Below are 22,709 nucleotides of genomic sequence, written 5' to 3'. Positions count from 1 at the left end.
CCGCGCCGACGCGCGGGCGGCCACCCCGCCGCGCCGCCCGCCGCCCCGCCGACCGCGGCGGCAGCGGGCTGCTGGCACAGTGTCCGCGTGCAGCGGTGGGACGGCCTGGCAGACGTGGACCCCGGCTCCGGGCCGTCGGTGGTCACCGTCGGCAACTTCGACGGCGTGCACCGCGGGCACGCGGCGGTGCTGGAGCGGGTGGTGCGCGCCGCGCGCGGGCGCGGCGCGGCCGCGGTGGCGGTGACCTTCGACCCGCACCCGCTGCAGGTGCTGGTGCCCGAGCGCGCGCCGGGTCTGCTCACCGGCCTGGAGCACCGCCTGGAGCTGCTGGCCGCCTCGGGCCTGGACGCGGTGCTCGTGCTGCCCTTCACCCGCGAGCTGGCCTCCTGGACGCCCGAGCGCTTCGTCGAGGACGTCTTCGTGCGCGCCCTGGGCGCCGTGGAGGTCGTCGTGGGCCACGACGTGCGCTTCGGGCGCGCCAACAGCGGCGACCTGGGCACCCTGCGCGAGCTGGGCGCCCGGTACGGCTTCGACGTCACCGCCCTGGACGACCTCGGCGACGGCGGCGGGGCCGGCGCCGCGCCGCGCTGGTCCTCCACCGCGGTGCGCGCCGCCCTGGCCGCCGGCGACGTCGAGCGCGCCGCGCGGGTGCTGGGCCACCCGCACCGCGTGACGGCCACGGTCGTGCACGGCGACCACCGCGGCCGCGAGCTGGGCTACCCCACGGCCAACCTCTCGCCGCAGGACGCCGAGGGGCTGGTGCCCGCCGACGGCGTCTACGCCGGCTGGCTGCACCGCCCCTCCGGGGAGCGGCTGCCCGCCGCGGTCTCGGTGGGCACCAACCCCACCTTCGACGGCCTGGAGCGCCGGGTGGAGGCGCACTGCGTGGACAGCGTCGGCCTGGACCTGTACGGCGAGCGGGTGGGCGTGGACTTCGTGCACCGGCTGCGGCCCACGCTGCGCTTCGAGGGCGTCGAGGCGCTCGTGGCGCAGATGGCGCTGGACGTGCAGCGCTGCCGGGAGCTGCTGGGCCTCGTCTGAGCGCAGCGCCCCGGGCCCGCGCGCGCGGGCCGCGCGGGGTCGGCTGGTAGCCTGGACGAGCCGTTCGACCGGCCGCGGACACAGAGAGCCCGGGTGGATCAGCCCCGGAGCACCGCGCAACGAGACCTGGAGAGCACCGTGCCCCTCGACGCCGAGACCAAGAAGAAGATCATGGCCGAGTACGCCACCGCCGAGGGCGACACCGGCTCGCCCGAGGTGCAGGTGGCCATGCTCACCCAGCGCATCCGCGACCTGACGGAGCACCTGAAGACGCACCAGCACGACCACCACAGCCGCCGCGGGCTGCTGCTGCTGGTCGGCCAGCGCCGCCGCCTCCTGCAGTACGTGGCCAAGAAGGACATCAACCGCTACCGCTCGCTCATCGAGCGGCTCGGCATCCGCCGCTGAGGCGACGCGGGGACGGCCCTGCCGGGCCGTCCCCGCTGCTCGTGCGCGCCGCGGCCCCCGACACCCCGGGGCGCCGCTGCCGCGCACGAGGGCCCGACTCCGGGCAGACTCGGGGTGCTGACCGCAGCGCCCCGGTGCCGCACCGCGCAGCGTCGTGCCGGTCCTCGGTAGTGGCCCCCGGGCGCCCCGCGCCCGTGGGCCTCGATCGAAGGCCGGACCGGCGGGGCAGCCCCCGCCGGGCACGCGCCGGTGCGGCACACCGCACCGATCGACGAGGAGGGAACCCGTGGAGGGTCCTGAGATCACCGCCGCCGAAGCCGTCATCGACAACGGCTCGTTCGGCACCCGCACCGTGCGCTTCGAGACCGGCCGCCTGGCCCGCCAGGCCGCCGGCTCCGCCGCCGTCTACCTCGACGGCGAGTCCTTCCTGCTGAGCGCGACGACCGCCGGCCGCTCCCCGAAGGACCAGTTCGACTTCTTCCCCCTGACGGTGGACGTCGAGGAGCGCAGCTACGCCGCCGGCAAGATCCCCGGCTCGTTCTTCCGCCGCGAGGGCCGCCCCTCGACCGAGGCGATCCTGGCGTGCCGCCTGATCGACCGCCCGCTGCGCCCCAGCTTCGTCAAGGGCCTGCGCAACGAGGTCCAGGTCGTCGTCACCGTCATGGCGCTGCACCCCGACGACGCCTACGACGTCGTGGCCATCAACGCCGCCTCGATGTCCACCCAGCTGGCGGGCCTGCCCTTCTCCGGCCCGGTCGGCGGCGTGCGCATCGCCCTGATCGACGGCCAGTGGGTCGCCTTCCCGCGCTACTCCGAGGTCGAGCGCGCCGTCTTCGACATGGTCGTCGCCGGCCGCGTCGTCACCGCCGCGGACGGCTCCGAGGACGTCGCGATCATGATGGTCGAGGCCGAGGCCACCGAGGGCTCGTGGAACCTCGTCAAGGAGCAGGGCGCCACCGCCCCCACCGAGGAGGTCGTCGCGCAGGGCCTGGAGGCCGCCAAGCCGCACATCGCCGCCCTCGTCAAGGCGCAGGCGCAGGTGGCCGCCGCGGCCGCCAAGCCGACCGCCGAGTTCCCGCTCTTCCCCGACTACGCCGACGACGTCTACGCCGCCGTCGAGCAGGCCGCCTCCGGCGACCTGGCCGGCGCGCTGGCCATCGGCGGCAAGCAGGAGCGCGAGAACCGCGTCGACGAGATCAAGGCGCAGGTGCGCGACGCGCTCGCCGAGCGGTTCGCCGGCCGCGAGAAGGAGGTCTCCGCGGCCTACCGGGCGGTGCAGAAGAAGCTCATCCGCCAGCGCATCCTCACCGAGCAGGTCCGCATCGACGGGCGCGGCCTGGCCGACATCCGCACGCTGTCCGCGGAGGTCGAGGTCCTGCCCCGCGTCCACGGCTCGGCGCTGTTCGAGCGCGGCGAGACCCAGATCCTGGGCGTGACCACGCTGAACATGCTGCGCATGGAGCAGCAGCTGGACACGCTCTCGCCGGTCACGCGCAAGCGCTACATGCACAACTACAACTTCCCGCCGTACTCCACCGGTGAGACCGGTCGCGTGGGCTCGCCCAAGCGCCGCGAGATCGGCCACGGCGCCCTGGCCGAGCGCGCGCTCGTGCCGGTCCTGCCGGCCCGCGAGGAGTTCCCCTACGCGATCCGCCAGGTCTCCGAGGCGCTGGGCTCCAACGGCTCCACGTCCATGGGCTCGGTGTGCGCCTCGACCCTGTCGCTGCTCAACGCGGGCGTGCCGCTGCGCGCGCCCGTCGCCGGCATCGCCATGGGCCTGGTCTCCGACACCGTCGACGGCGAGACCCGCTACGCGGCGCTGACCGACATCCTGGGCGCGGAGGACGCCTTCGGCGACATGGACTTCAAGGTCGCCGGCACCCGGGAGTTCGTCACCGCCATCCAGCTGGACACCAAGCTCGACGGCATCCCCGCCTCGGTGCTCGCCGGCGCGCTGACCCAGGCCCGCGACGCGCGCCTGCACATCCTCGACGTCATGGCCGAGGCCATCGACGCGCCCGACGAGATGTCGCCCACCGCGCCGCGCATCATCACGGTGAAGGTGCCGGTCGACAAGATCGGCGAGGTCATCGGGCCCAAGGGCAAGATGATCAACCAGATCCAGGAGGACACCGGCGCCGACATCTCCATCGAGGACGACGGCACGGTGTTCATCGGGGCCGTCGACGGCCCCTCGGCGGAGGCGGCCCGCGCAGCGGTCAACGCCATCGCCAACCCGACGATGCCCGAGGTCGGCGAGCGCTACCTCGGCACCGTCGTCAAGACGACCACCTTCGGCGCGTTCGTCTCGCTGCTGCCCGGCAAGGACGGCCTGCTGCACATCTCGCAGCTGCGCAAGCTCGCCGGCGGCAAGCGCGTGGACAACGTCGAGGACGTCGTCTCCGTGGGCCAGAAGGTTCAGGTGGAGATCGCCGAGATCGACCCGCGCGGCAAGCTCTCGCTCGTGCCCGTCGTGGCCGACGAGGAGGCCGCGGACGCCGCCGCCGACGCGGCCCCCGCGGACGCCGCGACGGCCGACGCCTGACGTGCCGGCCCACCACGAGGTGCCCGCCCCCGTCGTCCTCCCCACGGAGGCGGCGGGGTCGGCGCCGGTCACGACCACCCTGTCCGAGGCGGACGGGGCGCTGGTGCGCCGCACGGTGCTGCCGTGCGGCGCGCGGGTGCTCACCGAGGCGATGCCCGGGCAGCGCTCGGCCAGCATCGGCTGCTGGGTCGGCGTCGGCTCGCGCGACGAGACCAGCGGGCACTTCGGCTCCACGCACTTCCTGGAGCACCTGCTCTTCAAGGGCACCGAGCGCCGCGACGCGATGGACATCGCCACCGCGTTCGACGCCGTCGGCGGCGAGGCCAACGCCGCCACCGGCAAGGAGCACACGACGTACTACGCGCGCGTGCTCGACACCGACCTGCCGATGGCGATCGACGTGGTGACCGACATGGTCACCTCCGCCGTGCTCGACGACGACGACTTCAGCTCCGAGCGCGAGGTCATCCTCGAGGAGCTGGCGATGAACGACGACGACCCCGGCGACGTCGCCCACGAGCGCTTCGCCGAGCTCGTCCTGGGCCAGCACCCCCTGGCCCGCCCCATCGGCGGCACCGCCGAGACCATCCGCGCCGTGGGCCGCGACGACGTGTGGGCGCACTACCGCGAGCACTACCGCCCCGCCACGCTCGTCTTCACCGCCGCCGGCGGCCTGGACCACGACGAGGTCGTCGAGGCGGTGCAGCGCGAGCTCTCCCGCGCCGCCGGCGACCTGCACGACGCCGCCCCGGCCCCGCGCCGGGTCAGCGGGGAGGTCTCCGGCGGCCTGGAGCGCGGGCGCGCCCTGGTCGTCGAGCGCGCCACCGAGCAGGCGCACGTGCTGCTGGGCACCACCGGCATCACCGCCACCGACGAGCGCCGCTTCACCCTCAGCGTGCTCAACGCCGTCCTCGGCGGCGGCATGAGCAGCCGCCTGTTCCAGGAGGTGCGCGAGAAGCGCGGGCTGGCGTACTCGGTGTACTCCTTCAACGCCAACTACGCCGACTCCGGCTACGTCGGCCTGTACGCCGGGTGCTCCCCGGCCAAGGCCGGGCAGGTCGCCGAGCTCATGCTCGCCGAGCTGGCCGGCCTGGCGCAGGCGCCGCTGGAGGCGGAGGAGCTGCAGCGCGGCATCGGCCAGCTCGCCGGCGGCACGGTGCTGGGCCTGGAGGACTCCGGCTCGCGCATGAACCGCCTGGGCAAGTCCGAGCTCGTGCACGGGCAGTTCCTCGACGTCGACGGCGTCCTGGCCCGGCTGCGCGCGGTCACCGCCGAGGACGTGCAGGCCGTGGCCGCGGACCTGCTCGAGCGCCCGCGCTCGATCACCGTGGTGGGCCCCTTCACCGACGACGCCGCGTTCCGCGCGGTGGTGCGGTGAGCACGGGGAGCGCTCCCGACGCGCCGCTGCGCGTGGCCGTCACCGGTGCGCGCGGCCGGATGGGCTCGCAGGCCTGCGCGGCGCTGGAGGCCGCGCCCGACCTGCGGCTGGTGGCGGCCCTGGGCCGCGGCGACGACCTCGCCGCCGCCGCGGGCGCCGACGTGCTGGTGGACCTGACCGTCCCCGGGGCGGTGATGGGCAACGTCGAGCGCGCCTTGGCCATGGGCCTGCACGTGGTCACCGGCACCACCGGCTTCACCGACGAGCGCGTCGCGCAGGTCGAGGCGTGGCAGTGCGCCTCGGGGCGCAACGTGCTCATCGCCACGAACTTCGGCCTCGGCGCCGTGCTCGTCATGCAGTTCGCCAAGCGGGCGGCGCGCTACTTCGAGTCCGTCGAGGTGGTCGAGCTGCACCACCCCGGCAAGGTCGACGCCCCCTCGGGGTCGGCGGTGCGCACGGCCCGGCTGATCGCGCAGGCGCGCGCCGAGGCCGGCCTGGGCCCCTCCCCGGACGCCACGGAGCAGTCGCTGCCCGGTGCGCGCGGCGCCGTCGTGGACGGCGTGCACGTGCACGCGGTGCGCATGCGCGGGATGACCGCGCACCAGGAGGTCGTCCTGGGCGGGCCGGGGGAGACGCTGACGCTGCGCGACGACACCTACGACCGCGCCGCGTACATGCCCGGCCTGCTGCTGGGCGTGCGCCAGGTCGCCTCGCGCCCCGGCGTCACCGTGGGCCTCGAGCACTACCTCGACCTGGCCTGACCGGCGGGGGGCCGGGGTGCGCACCAAGGTCGTCGCGGCGGTGGCCAGCGCCGCCCTGCTCTTCTACTTCGTCCTGCTCGGGCGCCTGGGCGTGGACCTCATCGGCACCGGGCAGTGGGCCGGGGTCCTCATCGGGGCCGCGGTGCTCGTGCTGCCGCTGCTGGGCGCGTGGGCGGTGCTGCGCGAGCTGCGCTTCGGCCGCGCCACCGAGCGCCTCGGGCGCGAGCTCGCCGAGCGCGGCGAGCTGCCCGTCGACGACCTCGACCGCACCGCCACCGGCCGCGTCGACCGCGCCGCCGGGCAGCGGCTCTTCGAGACCAGCCGCGCCGAGGTCGAGGCCGCCCCGCGCGACGCGGGCGCCTGGTACCGCCTGGCGCTGGCCTACGACGCCGCCGGCGACCGCCGACGCGCGCGCGCCGCGGCCCGCCACGCCGTCGCGCTGCACGCCGGGCGGCGCTGAGCCCAGCGGACCGCGCGCCAGCGCCCAGCGCCCGCCGCGCCCCGCCGGGTGCCGGCGCCCGGCGGGGCGCGGCGGGGCGCGGCGGGGCTCAGCTGACCGCGGGGGCGCGGTGCGCCGGCTCGCGCCCCGGCGGCTGCTGCGGGCGCGGCAGCAGCGGGGTGCGCCGGCGCACCGGGCGGCGCACCGGCGCGCCGGTGGAGACGGTCACGTGCTCGCCGGCGTGACGCAGCCGCACCGAGGCCCCCGGGCCGTCGTGCACCTCGTACTCCACCTCGTCGTGGTGCACGGTCACCCGCAGGGTACAGCCGTGCCAGCGCACCGAGAAGCGCAGCCGCGAGATGCCGTGCGGCAGGGCCGGGTCCAGCGTCAGCTCCCCGGAGGTGTCGCGCAGCCCCCCGAAGCCCTGCACCAGGGCCATCCAGGTGCCGGCCAGCGAGGCGATGTGCAGGCCGTCGGCGGTGTTGTGGTGCAGGTCGCGCAGGTCCACGCTGGCGGCCTCGTACGTGTAGTCGTGCGCCAGGTCCAGGTGCCCGACCCGGGCGGCGAGGACGGCCTGCACGCACGCCGACAGCGAGGAGTCGCGCACGGTGCGCCGCTCGTAGTAGTCGACGTCGCGGGCGATGTCCTCCTCGCTGAAGCGGTCGCCGAACCAGAACAGCGCCATGCCCAGGTCGGCCTGCTTGCACACCTGCCGGCGGTACAGGTCGAAGTACGGCGCGTGCAGCATCAGCGGGTAGTCGCGCCGGTGCGCGAAGTCCCACTCGGGCAGGCGCGTGAACCCCTCGTGCTGCTGGTGCACGCGCAGCCGCTCGTCGTAGGGCACGTGCACCGCCTTGGCCGCGTCCACCCACGTGGCCGCCTCCTCCAGGTCCACGCCCAGGTCGCGGGCACGGTCCTGCTGCCGGCGCACCGCGGCGGCGGCCGCGGAGAGGTTGTGCGCGGCGGCGAGGTTGGTGAAGACGTTGTCGTCGACCACGGCGCTGTACTCGTCCGGGCCCGTCACGCCCGCGACGTGCCAGGCGCCGTCGGCGTCGTGGTGGCCCAGCGACATCCACAGCCGCGCGGTCTCCACGAGCAGGTCCAGCCCGCCGTCCTGCTCCAGGGAGTCGTCGCCGGTGACCACCCGGTAGCGCTCCACGGCGGCGGCGACGTCGGCGTTGACGTGGAAGGCCGCCGTGCCGGCCGGCCAGTAGCCCGAGCACTCCTCGCCGCGGATGGTGCGCCACGGGAACGCCGCCCCGCGCAGACCCAGCTCCTTCGCGCGCGAGCGGGCGTGGTCGACGGTGGACCAGCGCCAGCGCAGCGCGTCGCGCGCGGCGTCGGGGGCGGTGTACGTCAGCACCGGCAGCACGTACGCCTCGGTGTCCCAGAAGATGTGCCCGTCGTAGCCCGGCCCGGTCAGCCCCTTGCCGGGGATGCCGCGGCCCTCGCTGCGCGCCCCGGCCTGCAGGACGTGGAAGAGCGCGAAGCGCACCGCCTGCTGCACCTCGGCGTCGCCGTCGACCTGCACGTCGGCGGCGTCCCAGAACCGGTCGAGGTACTGGCGCTGCTCGCGCAGCAGCCCCTCCCAGCCGGTGTAGCGCGCACCGCTGAGGGCGCCGGCGACCTGGTCGCGCAGCGCGGGGTGCGAGCGCTGCGCCGACCAGCCGTAGGCCAGGTGCTTGACCAGGCGCACCGGCCGGCCCGGCTCGGCGGTGACGACGAACGTGCTGCGGGCCCAGTCCTCGGAGGTGCGCGTCTCGTGCGTCACGCGCCCGTCGGCCTCCAGGACGTGGTCCATGCCGGCGGCCATCTGCAGCCCGCTGGAGCGGGTGCGGTGCACGAGCGTGGCGGAGGTGCCCTCGGAGTCGCGCTCGACGGCCACCAGCGGGGAGGTCAGCGCCGCCGCCACGCGCGGGTCCGCCCGCTGCGCCGGCATCGCCTCGTTGGCCACCAGCTCCGACTGCAGCGTCAGGCGCGCGGGCTCGCCGACGGCCTCCACGACGTACTCCACCGCGGCGACGGCGCGCTGCACGAAGGAGACCAGCCGCGTCGAGCGCACCCGCACGCGCTTGCCGGCCGGCGAGACCCACTCGGCGCTGCGGGTCAGGGTGCCCGCGCGCAGGTCGAGGACGCGCTCGTGCGAGACCAGCTCCCCGTAGCGCACGTCGAACGGCTCGTCGTCGACGAACAGGCGGACCAGCTTGCCGTTGGTGACGTTGACGACCGCCTGCCCGACCTCGGGGTAGCCGTACCCGGCCTCGGCGTAGGGCAGCGGGCGGTCCTCGTAGAAGGAGTTCAGGTAGGTGCCCGGCATGCCGTGCGGCTCGCCCTCGTCGAGGTTGCCGCGCAGGCCGATGTGCCCGTTGGACAGCGCGAACACCGACTCCGTCTGCCCCAGCAGGGTCAGGTCCAGGCCGGTCTCGCGCACGTGCCACGGCTCGACGGGGAAGGTGCCCGGCCCGATCACCGGGCCCCCTCCAGCAGCTCGGCCAGGTCGCCCACCACGACGTCGGCGCCGTGCTCGCGCAGCGCGTCCGCGTGCCCGACGCGGTCGACGCCGACGACGAACCCGAACCGCCCAGCGCGCCCGGCCGCCACCCCGGAGAGCGCGTCCTCGAACACCGCCGCGCGCTCCGGCGGCACGCCGAGCAGGCGCGCGCCCTCCAGGAAGGTGTCGGGGGCGGGTTTGCCCGCCAGCCCCAGCTGCGTGAGGGTCAGCCCGTCCACGCGCTCCTCGACGAGCTCGGCCAGCCCCGTCACCTCCAGCACCTGGCGGGTGTTGGCGCTGGAGGAGACCACCGCCCGGCGCAGCCCGGCGTCGCGCGCGGCCTGCAGGTAGCGCCGCGAGCCCTCGTACACCTCCACCCCGTCGGTGGCCAGGCGCTGCAGCAGGTCGGCGTTCTTGCCGTTGCCCAGCCCCTGCACCGTCGGCGCGCCCGGCGGGTCGTCGGCCGACCCCTCCGGCAGCACCACGCCGCGGCTGGCGAGGAAGTCGCGCACGCCCGCGGCGCGCGGCTTGCCGTCCACGTACGTGCGGTAGTCCGCGTCCGGGTCGAACGGCACGAACGCCTCCCCGGTGCGCTCGGCGCGCTCGCGCAGGAAGCGGTCGAACATCGACGTCCAGGCGGCGTTGTGCACCGCCGCGGTGTTCGTCAGGACCCCGTCCAGGTCGAACAACAGGGCCGTGACCCCTTCGGGCAGTCCCAGCACGCGCGCCGTCCCTTCGACGTGTCGGTGCCCCGGCGGGTGCGCCGCGGCGCGCCCGAGCCTAGGCGCGGGTGGGCCCGGGCGCAGGGCGGCGCGGGCGCGCGCCACCCGCGTGTCGCGCGTGCGGCGGGCCGGCGCGGGTGGGCGCGGGCGGCCGGGGCTCAGCCGCGGGCCCGCGCCGGCGGGCCGCCCAGCCACCAGCCCAGCGCCCGCTCCAGCACGGCGGCGGGCACCTCGTGCCCGCCGGTGAACTCCACGTCCTGCACCTCGTGGCCGGCGCGGCGCAGCCGGGGCACGAGGACCCGGCTGGTGCGCTCGATCGGCAGCACCCGGTCGGCGGTGCCGTGCGCGACGAAGCAGCGCGGGCGCGCCGCGCCGGCGCCGTCGACGGCGAAGCCGGGGGAGAAGGCCGTGACGGCCTCGACGGCCGCGGGGTTGGCCAGCCCCACGGTCAGGGCGTAGGAGGCGCCGTCGGAGAACCCCCCCAGGCACAGCCGCGCCGGGTCCACCGGCAGCAGGGCCGCCACCTCGGCCAGGCCCCGGCGCACCACCGCCACGTCCGGCCCCGGCGCGCCGACCACCAGGTCCCAGGAGTAGTCGCTCGAGGCCGGGGCCAGCACGGCGACGCCGCGCCGCTCGGCGGCCGCGCCGACCAGGGCCAGGGACTGCTGCGGGTCCCCGCGCGAGCCGTGGAAGAACACGAGCAGCGGCACCGCCGCGCCGGCGGCCGCCGCGGTGGGCACCGCGAGCAGCGCCGGGCGGGCGGCGAGGTCCAGCGCCGTCGTGCCCGCCCGCAGCAGCGGCCGCTGCGGGCCCGCGGCGTCGTGCAGCGGCGTGCCGACGTCGAAGGGGGTGGTGCTCACGCGGGCTCCTCCCGTCCTGCGCACGACGCGGGGCGTCACCCGCCGGGCGTCAGCACCGTCTTGACCCACCCGGGCTCGCGCCGGTCGAAGCGCTGGTAGGCCTCCAGGGCGTCCTGCGCCAGCGGCGCCTCCTGCGTGACGACGGTGGAGGGGTCCACCAGGCCGGAGGCGACCAGGTCCAGCAGCGGCGGGAGGTAGCGGCGGTGCTCGCAGTTGCCCATCTTCAGCACGAGGTTCTTGTTCATCGCCTGCCCGATGGGGAAGCTGTTCATCGTCGGCGGGTACACGCCGACGATCCCCACGGTGCCGGCCTTGGCGATGGCCTGCACGTACCACTGCGCGGCCTGCGAGGGCGAGTCCCCCGGCTTCCAGGTGCCGCCCTGCTGGTCGGTCTCGGGGGCGTTGCCGGCCACCTCGGCGGCGAACTGCTCGGCCTGCTGCTCCGAGGCCTGCGCGGCCGGGCCGCTCCCCGGGCGTTCGGACTCCACCCCGACGGCGTCGATGACGCGGTCCGGGCCGGCGCCGCCGGTGATCTCCTGCAGGACGGCGACGGGGTCCTCGGCGTTGAAGTCGACCGCCTCGGCGCCCAGGCGCCGCGCGGCGTCGAGCCGCGAGGCGATCCCGTCGACGACGACCACCCGGCCCGCGCCCTGCCGGAACGCGGAGAGGACCGCGAACAGGCCCACCGGACCGGCGCCGAAGACCGCGACGGTGTTCCCGTCGCCGACCTCGGCGAGCTTCGCCCCGAACCAGGCGGTGGGGAAGATGTCCGAGATCGTGATGGCCTGGTCGTCGGTGACGGAGTCGGGCACCTTGACGGGTCCGACGTGCGCGAACGGCACGCGCACGTACTCCGCCTGCATGCCGTCCAGGCCCCCGGCGGCCTCGGGACCGCCGAAGAACGTCGTGCCGGCGGTCTTGCCGTTCGGGTTGGCGTTGTCGCACTGCGAGTAGTACCCGGCGCGGCAGTACGAGCACGACCCGCACGCCACGGTGGAGGGCACCACCACGCGGTCGCCGGGGCGCAGGTTGCGCACCCCCGGGCCGACCTCCTCCACGACGCCGACGGCCTCGTGGCCGAGGACCGTGCCCTCGCGCATGCCGCTCATGGTGCCGCGCACGAAGTGCAGGTCGGTGCCGCAGATGGCGCTGGTGGTGATCCGCACGACGGCGTCGTACGGGTCCTGGATCCCCGGGTCGGGCACCTCGTCGAGCCGGATGTCGCCGACCCCGTGCCACACGATCGCCTTCACGTCTCGTCTCCTCCTCGTGGTCCCCGGTCCTCGCGGCGCGCTCAGCGCAGCCGCACGGGCCCGGCGTCGATGCGGGTGCGGAACAGGGCGTAGGGCTTGCGCCGCAGGTCCTGCCCGCCCTGGTAGGTGGGCTGGCGGTGCAGCTGGTTCGCGGTGACGTACAGCCAGCCGTCGGCGACGGACAGGGTGTCCGTCCACAGCAGCCGCGGGTCGTGCACGAGCGTCTCGAAGGAACCGTCCGGCAGCCGGCGCAGCACCGCGTCCTGCTCGTACGCGGTCAGGTACAGCCGCCCGGCGTCGTCGGTCTCCAGCCCGTCGGAGCCGGTGCCCTTGTCGCCCTCGTCGACGACGGCGGCCGCCACGGCCTCGTCGTCCAGGGACGTGTCGCGCAGCGCCGCCGTGGGGACGCTGTACCAGCGCCGCGAGGCCAGCGGGCAGTAGAACAGCCGCTCGCCGTCGGCGGAGATCGCGATGCCGTCGGCGCCCATCGACACCGGCTGGGTGGAGCCGTCCTCGGAGCGCTGCAGGAACGGGCGGCCCTCCACCACGGGGCGGAACGTCGACAGCGGCTCGGCCTTCGTGGAGGGGTGCTCGTGCAGGCGCCGCCACGCCCGGCCGCTGGCCAGGTCCACCACGATCAGGCCGTTGGGGCCCTTGTCCGAGGAGTCGGTGATGTACGCCGTGCCGGCCTCGCCGGCGCGCAGGTCGAAGCGCACGTCGTTGAGGTACGTGCTCTCCAGCACCACGTCGGGGCTGAAGGTGACGACCTGCTCTACCGCGCCCGTCGCCAGGTCGAAGCGCACCAGCTTCGGCCCGCCCGGCTTCACGGGAGCGAACATCGGGCTGCCGGTGTCCAGCGCCCACAGCCGGTCGGCGGGGTCCACGACCACGCTCTGCACCGAGACCAGCGCCCCCTCGTCGTCGTCGCCGTCGGGGCTGTTCCACGCCTCGTCGGGGAAGGGGACCTCCCGGCCGTCGACGAGCTCGGCCACGGTGGCCGGGACATCGTCGCCCCACTTCGGGTAGCAGACGAAGACCCGGCCGGTGCGCGAGACGGTCACGCCGGTGGGCATGGGGCCGTGGAAGGCGTGCACCAGCTCCAGCTCGCCCACCGGCTCGTCGACGGGCGGTGCCCCGCCGGCGCGCTCGCCGGCGGGGTCGCCGTCCGCGGCGTCGGTCACGAGGCCTGCCCGGGGTGCAGCAGCACCTTCGTCCAGCCGTCCTCGCGGGCGTCGAACTTCGCGTACCCCTCGGGCGCCTGGTCCAGGCCCAGCTCGTGGGAGACGATGAAACCCGGGGTGGCGCGGCCGGCGACGATGAGGTCGCGCAGCTGGCGGTTGTAGCGCATGACGGGCGCCTGGCCGGTGCCCATGGACTGCCCCTTGGTGAAGAAGGTGCCGTAGTCCCAGCCGATCCGGCCCTCCTTGGCGCCCTCGGTGGCCGCACCCGGGTCCTGGGGCATGTACACGCCCACGACGCCGATGCCGCCGGTGCTGCGGACCACCTTCACGAGGTTGTCCAGCACCAGTTCCGGGTGCTCGTCGCCGGACGGGTCGTGCGCCTGGTACCCGACGGCCTCCACGCCGCGGTCCACGCCGCGACCGCCCGTCGCCTCGGTGATCTGCTCGACGGGGTCGGAGGCGGAGAAGTCCACCGGGATCGCCCCGATCTGCTCCGCGAGCTTCAGGCGGTCGGCCTCCTTGTCCACGACGAAGACCCGCGCGGCCCCCTTGATCAGGGCGCTGTGCGCGGCCATGAGCCCGACGGGGCCGGCGCCGAAGACGGCGACGTCGTCGCCGGGGACCATCCCGGACAGCTCCACCCCGTGCCAGCCGGTGGGGAAGATGTCCGAGAGCATCGTGAAGTCGTTCTCGTGCTCGGTGCCCTCGGGCAGGTGCAGCAGGTTGAAGTCGGCGTGCGGCACGCGCAGGAACTCCGCCTGCCCACCGTCGTAGGGCCCCATGTTCGCGTAGCCGTAGGCCGCGCCGTCCATGCCCTCGATCGGGTTCATCGTCAGGCAGAACGAGGTCCACCCGTGCACGCAGTTGCGGCACGAGCCGCACGCGATGTTGAAGGGCACCGAGACGCGGTCGCCGACCTTCAGCCGGCTGACGCCGGAGCCGACGGCCTCGACGACGCCCATGTTCTCGTGGCCGAGGACCTTGCCCTCCTCCACGCTGGTGCGGCCCTCGTACATGTGCAGGTCCGACCCGCAGATGTTCGTCGTGGTGATGCGGACCACGGCGTCCGTGGGGGTCTCCACGCGCGCGTCGGGGACCTCCTCGACGGTCACGCTCTTCGGGCCCCGGTAGACGACAGCCTTCACGGTTCTCCTCCTCCTGGAAGTTCCTGGTCCTGCTGTTCGGTGCTGGTGCTGCTGCTGGTGAGCGGGTGGAGCTCAGCCGGAGACCGTCTGGCGCTCGGGGACGATGAACACCGTGACCCGCTCGGTCTTGATCTGCTCCGGCGGGTACGGCTGGCCCTCGTACTTCTGCGACAGCACGTCGATGCGGTCGCGCGCGGCCTGCCCGCGCTCCACCTCGCCCACCCGGCCGCGCACCTCGGCGTAGCGGTAGGCGTTCTGCTCGTCACGGATGGCGAGCGTCACGCGGGCGTCGCGCTCGAGGTTGTGGAACTTCTGCCGGTGGTCCTCGGTGTTGACGTACAGCCTGCCGCCGTCGACGCCGACCCAGATGTACTGCGTCTGGATGCGCCCGCTGGGCAGCAGGGTGGAGATGGCGGCGAAGTTCCGCCCGCCCGCCAGCTCCTCGGTCGTCGGGTGCAGATCCGGTCCGTCCTGGGTGTCGGCCACGACCGGCCCCTACCCGGGATCCGGGAAGTCATGCGCACAACCACCCGCTGTCCGCTGCCCGCCGCGTGGACGCGGCTCCGGCCCGTCCCGACCGGCGGGCGGTGCCGGGCGCGCGTACGGTCGGCCCGTCAGGAGGACTGCGCACACCCCGGAGGACGACGATGACCGAGCAACCGCGCACGGCGGGGCAGCTGGTGGACGACCTGACCTCGGACACGGTGCAGCTGGTGCGGGCGGAGGTCGAACGGGCCCGCCGGGAGCTGCTCGACAAGGCGAGGGAGGCGGGCAGGGGTGCCGCCCTGCTCGGCGGCGCCGCCGTCCTGGGGGGCCTGGCGGCCGGCACGTCGGCGGCGTTCCTCGTGCGCACCCTGGGCAAGGTCCTGCCCGCGCCCAGCGCCGCGTTCGTCGCCACCGTCCTCTACGGCGGGGGAGCGGCCGCCCTGGGCGCGCTGGGCGTGGAGGAGCTGCGGCGCGTGGGTTCGCCGCTGCCGCAGGAGACGATCGCCAGCGTGCGCGAGGACGTGCGCGCGGCCCGTCCCGGGACGAACCCGGTCGCCCCCGGGACGACGGGGACGACGGGGGCGGGAACCGGCGCGGCGCCCGGCCTGTGAGGGCGCCCAGCCGCGCGTGACGGCTCCCGTGCGCGCCGTCCGGCGCCCCCCGGGTGCGCGACGCGGTGGGCGCGGCACCGCCGAGCGCCGGCAGGACGGCGCGGCGGGCGGGGGCCGTGCCCCCGCCCGCTCACGTGCGGGGCTCAGTACCGCAGGTTCGGCAGGACGTACCGGCCGTAGAACTCGATCACCGCCGACTGGTCCGGCTGCCCGGAGTGGATGAACGGCGTCACGCCCGCGTCGAGCAGCTCCTGCACGGCCGCGACGTGGTTCTCCGGGCCGCCCTTGGGCCACTCGGCGTACACCTGCTCCAGCGGCCACATCTCCTCGGCCTTGCGCTGGATCTCCACCGGGTTCGACTCGTAGAGCAGCGAGGGGTCCCACGGGTCGACGGTGAAGTGCCACAGCGAGGCCGCGTACTCGAGGTCCTGCTCGGTGACGTTGACGAACAGCTCGCCGAACTTCGGCAGCGCGGCGGGGTCCTTGCCCGCGTCCCGGGCGCCGCGCTCGAACTCCGCCACCAGCGCGGGGTCGGAGAAGTCCTTCGCGGCGCCGATCCAGCCGTCGCCGTAGCGGCCGGCGTTGTAGGCGCTGCGCGGGCCGCTGGCGGCCATGTGGATCGGGATCGGGGTCTCGGGCAGGTCGTAGAGCGTGAACTCCACGGTCTGGTAGTAGGTGCCGTCGAAGGTGGTGCGCTCGCCGGTCCACAGCTGCCGGATGAGCTGCACGGCCTCCACCAGGCGCGCCGCGCGCTCCTCGTAGGGCCCGAACTGCCCAGTGGACGCCTGCTCGTTGAGCGCCTCGCCGGTGCCCACGCCCAGGAACACCCGGCCCGGGGCCAGGACGCCGAGCGAGGCGAACGCCTGCGCGACCTCGCTGGGGTGGTGCCGGTAGGTGGGGCAGGTCACGCCGGTGCCGAACGTGGCGCGCTGCGTGGCCTGGCTCAGCAGCCCCTGCGTGATCCACGGGTGCATCGAGTGCTGCTGGTTGTCCTGCCACGGCTGGATGTGGTCGCTGGTCCACAGCAGCCCGAAGCCGGCCTCCTCGGCCTGCCGCCCCCAGCGCACCAGGTCCTGCGTGCGGAACTGCTCGTGCGAGAGCACGAAGCCCACCGGCGCCACCGGGGCGTCGGGCCGCTGCGGGCGCCCGCGCCACCCGCGACCGCGCGGGTCCGCCGCCGCGGTCCCGGCGCCCGTCGCGCCGAGCGCCGCGGCCGCCGCCCCGGCGGCCGCGGCGACCACCCCGCGCCGGCCCGGGCCCCGGCGCGCGGCGCCCTCGCCCGACCCGTCGTGCTCGTCGTGCTCGCCGTGCCCGTGCGTGCCCGTGTCGACGGCCATGTCCGCTCCCCGCTGCGTCGCGTCGTGAGGTGCTCGATCGCCCTCCCCCTGCCCGGCGCCGGCGGCGGCAAACGCGGCGCAGCCGACCGGTCCCTGACACGTGCGGCGGTGCTGGGCACGCTCGGTGCCGCACCGGCTCGACGGGCCGAGCGGCCGGGCGTGCGGCAGGCTGACGGCCGGCGACCGCCGGTGGCCAGGGAGCGCACCCGGTCTCCCCGCCGGTCGCGCGACCGGAGGAGGAACGCGTGACGACCACCGCGGTGCGCCCGCAGGCGCCCACCGCCCCGCCACCGCGGGTCCGCCCCGCGGCCGACCTGGTGGTGGCCGCCGCCTGCCTGGCGCACCTGTGGCTGTGCTGGCGCCTGCGCGGCTTCGTCACCGACGACTCGTGGATCAGCGTGCGCTACGCGGAGAACCTCGCCGCCGGGCACGGCTTCGTGTGGAACCCCGGCGGACCGGTCGTCGAGGGCGCCAGCAACCCGCTGCTCGTGGGCCTGGAGGCGCTGGCGGCGCTGGCCGGCCTGCCCGCCCTGGGTGCCGCCCGCGCCCTGGGGGTGGCCGCCGGGGTCGGCTGCGTGCTGCTGGTGGGCCTGCGCGGGCGCGCCGTGGTGGGCGCGGGCGCCGCCGCGGTGGCCGCCGTGCTGGTGGGCTGCAGCGCGCCCTTCGCGCTGTGGGCGGTCGGCGGCCTGGAAACCCTGCCGGTGGCCCTGGTGCTCACCGCCGCCGTGCTGGAGCTGGCCCGCCCCGACGGCGGGCGCGCCGCGGTGGCGGGCGCGCTGCTGGCGCTGCTGCCGTGGCTGCGCCCGGAGGGCCTGGCGCCGGCGCTGGCCCTGGTCGCCCTCGCCGAGGGCCCCGCCCTGGTGCACCGGCTGCGCTCCCGCGGCCCCCGCGGCCCCCGCGGCCCCCGCGGCCCCCGCAGACCCCGCAGCCCGCGTGGACCTCGGGTGCCCCGCCGCGCCGCGCACCGCGCGGCCTGGCTGCTGGGGGCACCGCTGGCCTCGCAGGCGCTGCTGGAGCTGGGCCGCCTGGCCGTCTTCGGGCACCTGCTGCCCAACTCCGTGGTCTACAAGTCCGGCACCGGCGAGGCCACGGCGGTGCTGGGGAAGTTCCTCGACCAGGGCTCCCTCGTGGTGGTCCTGGCCGTGGCCGGTGCGGTGCTGGCCGGCGGCCGCGCGCGCCTGGTGGCGGTGCCGCCGCTGGTGCTGGCCGCCGGCTCGGTCGGCACCCTCGACAGCGCCAACGGCTACAGCCGCTTCTTCCAGCCGGTCTGGCCGCTGCTGGCGCTGCTGGCCGGCGTGGCCGTGGCCGCGCTGCTCGCGGCCGCCGCCGGGCGGCGCGGGCGGCTGGCCGTGGCCGCCACCACCGCCGCGGCCGCCGGCGCGCTGCTGCTGGTGCCGCCCGGCGGCCTGGCGGCGGTGCAGGGCTGGGCCGCGCGCTACACCGGCTGCAAGGTGCAGGCCCGTGAGGCGATGGCCGCCTGGCTGCGCACCACCGCGCCGGGCACCGTCTTCGCCGTCTCCGACGCCGGGCTGGTGCCCGCGCGCGCCGGGCGCACCGCGGTGGACGACTTCCTGCTCAACGACCCGCTCATCCAGCGCACCGGCCCGCTGCCGCCCGCCGAGCGCGCCGAGGTCGTCCTGGAGCGCCGCCCCGACGTGCTCGTCCTCGTCAGCCGGGACCCGCGGCGCTTCGAGGCCGGGTACCCCACCGACGCCGAGCTGCACGAGCGCGCCACCGCGGCCGGGTACCGCCCGGTGCACGTGGCCCGCGGGGACGGCGCCTCGTGCCGCTACCACCTGACGGCGCTCGCCCGGTGAGCGCGGCGCCCGCGCCCGCCGCCCCCTCCGACCGGGCGGGCGGCGCCGGGCGGGGGGCGGGGCCCTGGCGCACCGCCGCGCTGGTGCTGTGGCCGCTCGCCCTCGCCTCGCTGGTGCACCTGGTGGTGGAGTCGGCCACCGGCGAGGCCGGCGACCTGCGCGTCCTGTGGCGCAGCGCCGCCTCCCTGGCCTCCGGCGGGCCGCTGTACGACCCCGGCCACGAGTACCTGTACCCCCCGGTCAGCGGCTGGGTGCTCGCGCCGCTGGGGCTGCTGCCCTTCCGCACCGCCTGCGCGGTGCTCAGCGCGCTGTCCGCGGCCGCCGTCGTCCTCGCGGTGCTCCTGCTGCTGCGCCAGGTGGGGGTGCGCCTGCGCACCCCCGCCGGCAGCGCCGTCGCGGCCGGCACGCTGCTGCTGCTGGTCACCAGCCGCCCCGTGCAGGGCCTGCTGCGCCTGGGCAACGTCGACCTGCTGCTGCTGCTGGTGCTCGCCGTGGCCACCGGCGCGCTCGTGCGCGGGCGCGACGTGCGCGCCGGGCTGCTGCTGGGCTGCGCGGTGGCCGTGAAGCCGGTCCTGCTGCCCGCGCTGGCCGCCCTGGTGCTCATCGGGCGCCTGCGCGGCGCGGCGGCGGGCGCGGCGGCGCTGGTCGCCCTCAGCGCGGTCGGCGTGCTGACGGTGCCCGACGCGGCGGTCTTCGCGCGCGACGTGCTCCCGCTGCTCCTGGACGGCAACCGGCCCGAGCTGGCCCCCTACGACCGCTCGGTGGACGGCGCCGTGGCCCAGCTGGGGCTGTCGCAGCCGCTGGGGCCGGTGCTGCGCGCCGCGGTGCTGGCGGGCGGCGTGTGGGTGGCCCGGCGCTGCCGGCACCGGCCCCTGGCGGGCCTGGAGGCGCTGCCCGTCGTGCTGGTCGCCTCCTTCGCGGCCTCCTCCTTCGCGTGGGCCAACTACGGCGCGTACCTGCTGCCGCTGCTGGTGACCGTGCGCCGCGCCGACTCCCTCGTGCGGGCGTGGCCGGCGTGGGTGGGGGTGTACCTGGCCACCACGACCGACGCCTGGCACGTGCAGCAGCTCGGTCAGCTGCCCGACGCGGTGCTGCGCGCGCTGCCGCTGTGGGGCTGGCTGCTGGTCCTGGGCACGTGCGCCGCCCGCCTGGCGCGCGGGGCCCGGCGCGCCGGGGGACCGCCCGCTGCCTGAGCGCCCGGGTCGTGGCACGATGCACGCCAGTCGAACCCCGGCTGACGAGAGCGTGAACGCAGAGGTGCCGATGCACGAGATCCGCCCCGTCTCCGGCGTGCCCGACGCCGCCGTGCCGCACCAGCTCGCCGCGCCGCCCCTGGCGCAGCGGCCGGTGGCGCGGCCGGCCGGGCGCCGCCGGCCCGGCGCGCGCCGCGCCGCCGCCGTGCCGTCGAGCGTGCCCTGGTGGGGCACGTGGGCGGTGCTCGTGGCCGTGGCGGTGGCGACCGGCGGTGCGGCCGTGGTCGCCTCGCTCGACGTCGGCATCCGCCTGCGCGACCCCGAGGGCTTCCTCGGGCCCAGCTACGTGCGCCTGCCCGTGCTGGCCGCCGGCTTCCTCCTGGTGGACCTGCTCCCGCGCCTGGCGCTGCGGCTGCGCGGCTGCGGCGGGGACCGCGCCGCCGCGGCCCGCGACCTGCTGCGCGAGCGCCTGGCCCCCGCCCGGCTCGGGCGCGTGCTGCTGGGGCTGCTGGCCTTCTACGTGACCTACGTCGGCTACCGGAACCTCAAGAGCTACCTGCCGGTGCTGCGCGAGGACCTGCACGACGCGCAGCTGCTGCGCCTGGACGAGGCGATGTCCCTGGGCGCGGACCCGGCCGACCTGCTGCACCGGGTGCTGGGCACCGGCGCCGCCGCGCACCTGCTCTCGGCCGTCTACCTGTTCTTCCTCTTCTTCGTGCCCTTCTCGCTGGCGTTCGCGCTGGTGTGGGTGCGCGACCCGCGCGACGGCTACTGGTACGTGACCGCGCTGGGCCTGAACTGGGCCCTGGGCACCGCGTCGTACTACCTGCTGCCCAGCCTGGGACCCGTCTACGCCGACCCGGCGCACTACGCGGACCTGCCCGCCACCGGGGTCTCCGACCTGCAGGAGAGCCTGATGCGCTCGCGGCTGCTGGTGCTGGCCGACCCGTACGGCACCGACCGCATCCACGGCATCGCCGCGTTCGCCTCGCTGCACGTGTCCATCGTGCTGACGGCCGCCCTGGTCGCCCAGGGCCTGCGGCTGTGGCGGGTGGTGCGCTGGTCGCTGTGGGCGTACACCGCGCTGACCGCGGTGGCCACGGTGTACTTCGGCTGGCACTACCTCGTCGACGTGCTCGCCGGCGCCGCCATCGCCGCGCTGGCGGTGTGGGGCGGTGCGCTGGGCACGCGCGCCTGGCGGCACCGCCCCGGCGCGCTGCCGCCGCGCGGGGTCCTGCGCCGGGGCTGACCCGCGCCCGGCCCACCCGTCCCGCTCCGGGCCGGGGTGGGCCCGGGTGGGCCGGGAGCCCCGCTCAGCTGGCCGGCAGCTCCCCGAGCACGACCCGCAGGGTCTGCTCGCCGCCGTCGCGGGTGAGCACGACCGGCACCTCCTGCCCGACCTCCAGGTCGGCCAGGACCGCGGACAGCTCCGCGGTGCTGCGCACCTCCTGCTCGGCCACCGACGTGATCACGTCCCCGGCGCGCAGACCGGCCGACGCGGCCGCCCCGCCCGGCTCGACCGAGACGACGCCGACCCCGGCGGGCTGCCCGGAGCGCCCAGCCACCGTCGTGACGGTCACGCCCAGCGCGGCGCGGTCGGTGTCGGTGACGCGCCCGTCGCGCACGAGCTGGACGGCGACCGACTCGGCGGTGTTGGAGGGGATGGCGAAGCCCAGGCCCGGGGCGGCGCCGCCCTGCTGGCCGTTGGTCGCCGCCAGGGTGGGGATGCCGATGACCTCCCCGTCGAGGTTGACCAGCGCCCCGCCGCTGTTGCCGGGGTTGATCGCCGCGGAGGTCTGGATGGTGCCCGGCAGCGTCGCGCCGGCCGGCACCGCCTCGCTGGGCGGCTCGGTGACGGTGCGCCCGGTGGCCGAGACGATGCCGTCGGTGACGCTGCTGGACAGGCCCAGCGGGTTGCCCATCGCCAGCACCAGCGTGCCGACCTCCACGGCGTCGGAGTCGCCCAGCGTGGCCGGCTGCAGGTCCGGAGCGCCCTGCACGCGCACCACGGCCAGGTCGTTCTGCGGGTAGGTGCCCACCAGGGTGGCCGGGTAGGAGGTGGGCGAGTTGGCGAACTGCACCTCGAACTCGGTGGCGGTGCCCACCACGTGGGCGTTGGTGACGATGTTGCCGTCCTCGTCGAGCACGACGCCGCTGCCCAGGCCGCTGCCGGTGCGGATCTCCACCACCGAGGGCAGCACCTGCGCGATGACGCGCTGGTAGGTCTCCTCCAGGGAGGCGGCCTCGCCGGGTGCGCCGCCCCCGCCGGCGGGCGCCGCGGAGGTCTCCGGCGAGCTGCTGGCCGCCGCCGGCGCGGTCCCCTCCCCGGAGGAGAGGGTGCACCCGCCCACCGCCAGCGGCACCGCGAGGGCCAGCGCCAGGGCGCTGCGCCGCCCGCGCAGCGGGTTCGCGGGGAGGGGGGACGTGCTGCTCACGGGAGCTCCTGTTCCGGGCCGGAGCACCGCCGCGCGGCACCGGCCCTGAAGTGCCGGGGCCCCATCGTGCGGCGCCCCGTGCCCGCCCGCCACTCAGCGCGACCGCCCACCGCCCGCCGCGGCGCGGGTGCATGCGGGTGCGCGCAGCGGGTACGGGGGAGCGCATGGACCCCCGCGACCACCGCTCGACGGCCCGCCCGCACGACCCCGGCGTGCCGCCCGAGCAGCCGCGCGGTCGCACCGGCACCGAGCCGCGCACCGCGCGCTCGCCGCTGGTGCTGCGCCTGGTGCTGGCCCTGTTCGGCCTCGTGGTGTGCGCGGTGCTCGGCGCGCTGTGGCTGAGCGCCTCCCCGCCGCCCGGCGGCACCCGCGGGCCGGGGTTCGTGCTCCTGGCGCTCGCGGCCCTCGCCGTGGTCGACGTCGCGGTCGTCACCGCCAGGCTGCGCCGCCGGCGCCGCTGACGGGCGCGCCACGGGGCCCGGCAGCGGGGGGGGGGGGGGGGGGGGGGGCGGGGGGGGGGGGGGGGGGGGGGGGGGGGGGGGGGGGGGGGGGGGGGGGGGGGGGGGGGGGGGGGGGGGGGGGGGGGGGGGGGGGGGGGGGGGGGGG

Annotated in this window: 20 protein-coding genes; 11 read left to right on the top strand and 9 right to left on the bottom strand. The window is 76.4% G+C overall.

The features are described from left to right. Positions 1 to 87: 87 nt before the first annotated feature. The 6 genes from ACRYMN_RS09295 to ACRYMN_RS09270 all read left to right on the top strand — a co-directional run bounded on the left by ACRYMN_RS09295 (position 88) and on the right by ACRYMN_RS09270 (position 6,593). Positions 88 to 1,041 carry a bifunctional riboflavin kinase/FAD synthetase gene (locus ACRYMN_RS09295; protein ID WP_432494256.1) on the top strand — a complete coding sequence of 318 codons (954 nt, stop codon included), beginning with the start codon at positions 88 to 90 and terminating at the stop codon, positions 1,039 to 1,041. A 138-nt stretch (positions 1,042 to 1,179) separates the two neighbouring features. After that, the gene (rpsO, locus tag ACRYMN_RS09290) at positions 1,180 to 1,449 is read left to right on the top strand and encodes a 30S ribosomal protein S15 (RefSeq protein ID WP_432494352.1); all 270 of its coding nucleotides are present in this window, start codon (positions 1,180 to 1,182) and stop codon (positions 1,447 to 1,449) included. Between the two features lie 286 nt (positions 1,450 to 1,735). Continuing rightward, a complete protein-coding gene (locus tag ACRYMN_RS09285; RefSeq protein WP_432494254.1) occupies positions 1,736 to 3,994 on the top strand; it encodes a polyribonucleotide nucleotidyltransferase in 2,259 nt (752 codons plus the stop codon). 1 nt (position 3,995) lies between these two features. Next, positions 3,996 to 5,372: a M16 family metallopeptidase gene (locus ACRYMN_RS09280; RefSeq protein WP_432494252.1), complete on the top strand. Its 1,377-nt coding sequence runs from the start codon at positions 3,996 to 3,998 to the stop codon at positions 5,370 to 5,372. After that, positions 5,369 to 6,133, top strand: coding sequence for a 4-hydroxy-tetrahydrodipicolinate reductase (gene dapB, locus ACRYMN_RS09275; RefSeq protein WP_432494250.1), 765 nt, complete (start codon positions 5,369 to 5,371; stop codon positions 6,131 to 6,133). The genes ACRYMN_RS09280 and dapB overlap by 4 nt, the downstream gene beginning before the upstream one ends. Positions 6,134 to 6,149: 16 nt before the next feature. Further along, positions 6,150 to 6,593, top strand: a complete 444-nt coding sequence (locus ACRYMN_RS09270) for a hypothetical protein (protein WP_432494247.1) — start codon at positions 6,150 to 6,152, stop codon at positions 6,591 to 6,593. Between the two features lie 88 nt (positions 6,594 to 6,681). Here the strand turns inward: ACRYMN_RS09270 and ACRYMN_RS09265 are convergent, their stop codons facing one another. The 7 genes from ACRYMN_RS09265 to ACRYMN_RS09235 all read right to left on the bottom strand — a co-directional run bounded on the left by ACRYMN_RS09265 (position 6,682) and on the right by ACRYMN_RS09235 (position 14,710). Next, positions 6,682 to 9,042, bottom strand: coding sequence for a glycoside hydrolase family 65 protein (locus ACRYMN_RS09265; RefSeq protein WP_432494245.1), 2,361 nt, complete (start codon positions 9,040 to 9,042; stop codon positions 6,682 to 6,684). Next, on the bottom strand, positions 9,039 to 9,785 hold the full coding sequence (locus ACRYMN_RS09260) for an HAD family hydrolase (RefSeq protein WP_432494243.1): 747 nt from the start codon (positions 9,783 to 9,785) through the stop codon (positions 9,039 to 9,041). Before ACRYMN_RS09260 ends, ACRYMN_RS09265 begins: the two co-directional genes overlap by 4 nt. A gap of 158 nt (positions 9,786 to 9,943) precedes the next feature. After that, positions 9,944 to 10,645 (bottom strand): alpha/beta hydrolase, encoded by a 702-nt coding sequence (locus ACRYMN_RS09255; protein ID WP_432494241.1) that lies wholly within the window; start codon positions 10,643 to 10,645, stop codon positions 9,944 to 9,946. A 35-nt stretch (positions 10,646 to 10,680) separates the two neighbouring features. Next, positions 10,681 to 11,898, bottom strand: a complete 1,218-nt coding sequence (locus ACRYMN_RS09250; protein WP_432494239.1) for a zinc-dependent alcohol dehydrogenase — start codon at positions 11,896 to 11,898, stop codon at positions 10,681 to 10,683. A 41-nt stretch (positions 11,899 to 11,939) separates the two neighbouring features. Beyond that, positions 11,940 to 13,079 carry an L-dopachrome tautomerase-related protein gene (locus ACRYMN_RS09245; protein WP_432494237.1) on the bottom strand — a complete coding sequence of 380 codons (1,140 nt, stop codon included), beginning with the start codon at positions 13,077 to 13,079 and terminating at the stop codon, positions 11,940 to 11,942. Continuing rightward, entirely contained in the window at positions 13,076 to 14,224 is a 1,149-nt protein-coding gene (locus ACRYMN_RS09240; protein ID WP_432494235.1) for a glutathione-independent formaldehyde dehydrogenase, read from the bottom strand. The genes ACRYMN_RS09245 and ACRYMN_RS09240 overlap by 4 nt, the downstream gene beginning before the upstream one ends. 72 nt (positions 14,225 to 14,296) lie before the next feature. Next, positions 14,297 to 14,710 (bottom strand): TIGR03618 family F420-dependent PPOX class oxidoreductase, encoded by a 414-nt coding sequence (locus ACRYMN_RS09235; protein ID WP_432494233.1) that lies wholly within the window; start codon positions 14,708 to 14,710, stop codon positions 14,297 to 14,299. Between the two features lie 161 nt (positions 14,711 to 14,871). Here ACRYMN_RS09235 and ACRYMN_RS09230 point away from each other — a divergent pair, with 161 nt between their 5' ends. Further along, positions 14,872 to 15,321 (top strand): phage holin family protein, encoded by a 450-nt coding sequence (locus tag ACRYMN_RS09230; protein ID WP_432494231.1) that lies wholly within the window; start codon positions 14,872 to 14,874, stop codon positions 15,319 to 15,321. A 143-nt stretch (positions 15,322 to 15,464) separates the two neighbouring features. On the opposite strand, the gene ACRYMN_RS09225 is transcribed toward ACRYMN_RS09230, so the two are convergent. After that, complete coding sequence (locus ACRYMN_RS09225) at positions 15,465 to 16,658, bottom strand: TIGR03557 family F420-dependent LLM class oxidoreductase (RefSeq protein WP_432494229.1); 1,194 nt, start codon at positions 16,656 to 16,658, stop codon at positions 15,465 to 15,467. A 245-nt stretch (positions 16,659 to 16,903) separates the two neighbouring features. Here ACRYMN_RS09225 and ACRYMN_RS09220 point away from each other — a divergent pair, with 245 nt between their 5' ends. From ACRYMN_RS09220 to ACRYMN_RS09210, 3 genes are read left to right on the top strand one after another with little or no spacing between them, the layout of a single operon-like run. Beyond that, the gene (locus ACRYMN_RS09220) at positions 16,904 to 18,475 is read left to right on the top strand and encodes a DUF8728 domain-containing protein (RefSeq protein WP_432494227.1); all 1,572 of its coding nucleotides are present in this window, start codon (positions 16,904 to 16,906) and stop codon (positions 18,473 to 18,475) included. Then, positions 18,472 to 19,668: a glycosyltransferase 87 family protein gene (locus tag ACRYMN_RS09215; RefSeq protein ID WP_432494225.1), complete on the top strand. Its 1,197-nt coding sequence runs from the start codon at positions 18,472 to 18,474 to the stop codon at positions 19,666 to 19,668. The genes ACRYMN_RS09220 and ACRYMN_RS09215 overlap by 4 nt, the downstream gene beginning before the upstream one ends. Positions 19,669 to 19,720: 52 nt before the next feature. Beyond that, positions 19,721 to 20,917: a phosphatase PAP2 family protein gene (locus ACRYMN_RS09210; protein ID WP_432494223.1), complete on the top strand. Its 1,197-nt coding sequence runs from the start codon at positions 19,721 to 19,723 to the stop codon at positions 20,915 to 20,917. Between the two features lie 64 nt (positions 20,918 to 20,981). On the opposite strand, the gene ACRYMN_RS09205 is transcribed toward ACRYMN_RS09210, so the two are convergent. Then, a complete protein-coding gene (locus tag ACRYMN_RS09205; protein ID WP_432494221.1) occupies positions 20,982 to 22,103 on the bottom strand; it encodes a S1C family serine protease in 1,122 nt (373 codons plus the stop codon). 164 nt (positions 22,104 to 22,267) lie between these two features. Between ACRYMN_RS09205 and ACRYMN_RS09200 the strand changes: the two genes are divergently transcribed. After that, on the top strand, positions 22,268 to 22,564 hold the full coding sequence (locus tag ACRYMN_RS09200; protein ID WP_432494219.1) for a DUF6343 family protein: 297 nt from the start codon (positions 22,268 to 22,270) through the stop codon (positions 22,562 to 22,564). Positions 22,565 to 22,709 lie beyond the last annotated feature (145 nt).

Source organism: Kineococcus gypseus, from assembly GCF_050871305.1.
Taxonomy (GTDB): Bacteria; Actinomycetota; Actinomycetes; order Actinomycetales; family Kineococcaceae; genus Kineococcus; species Kineococcus gypseus.
This window is presented reverse-complemented; position numbering and strand designations above follow the sequence as displayed.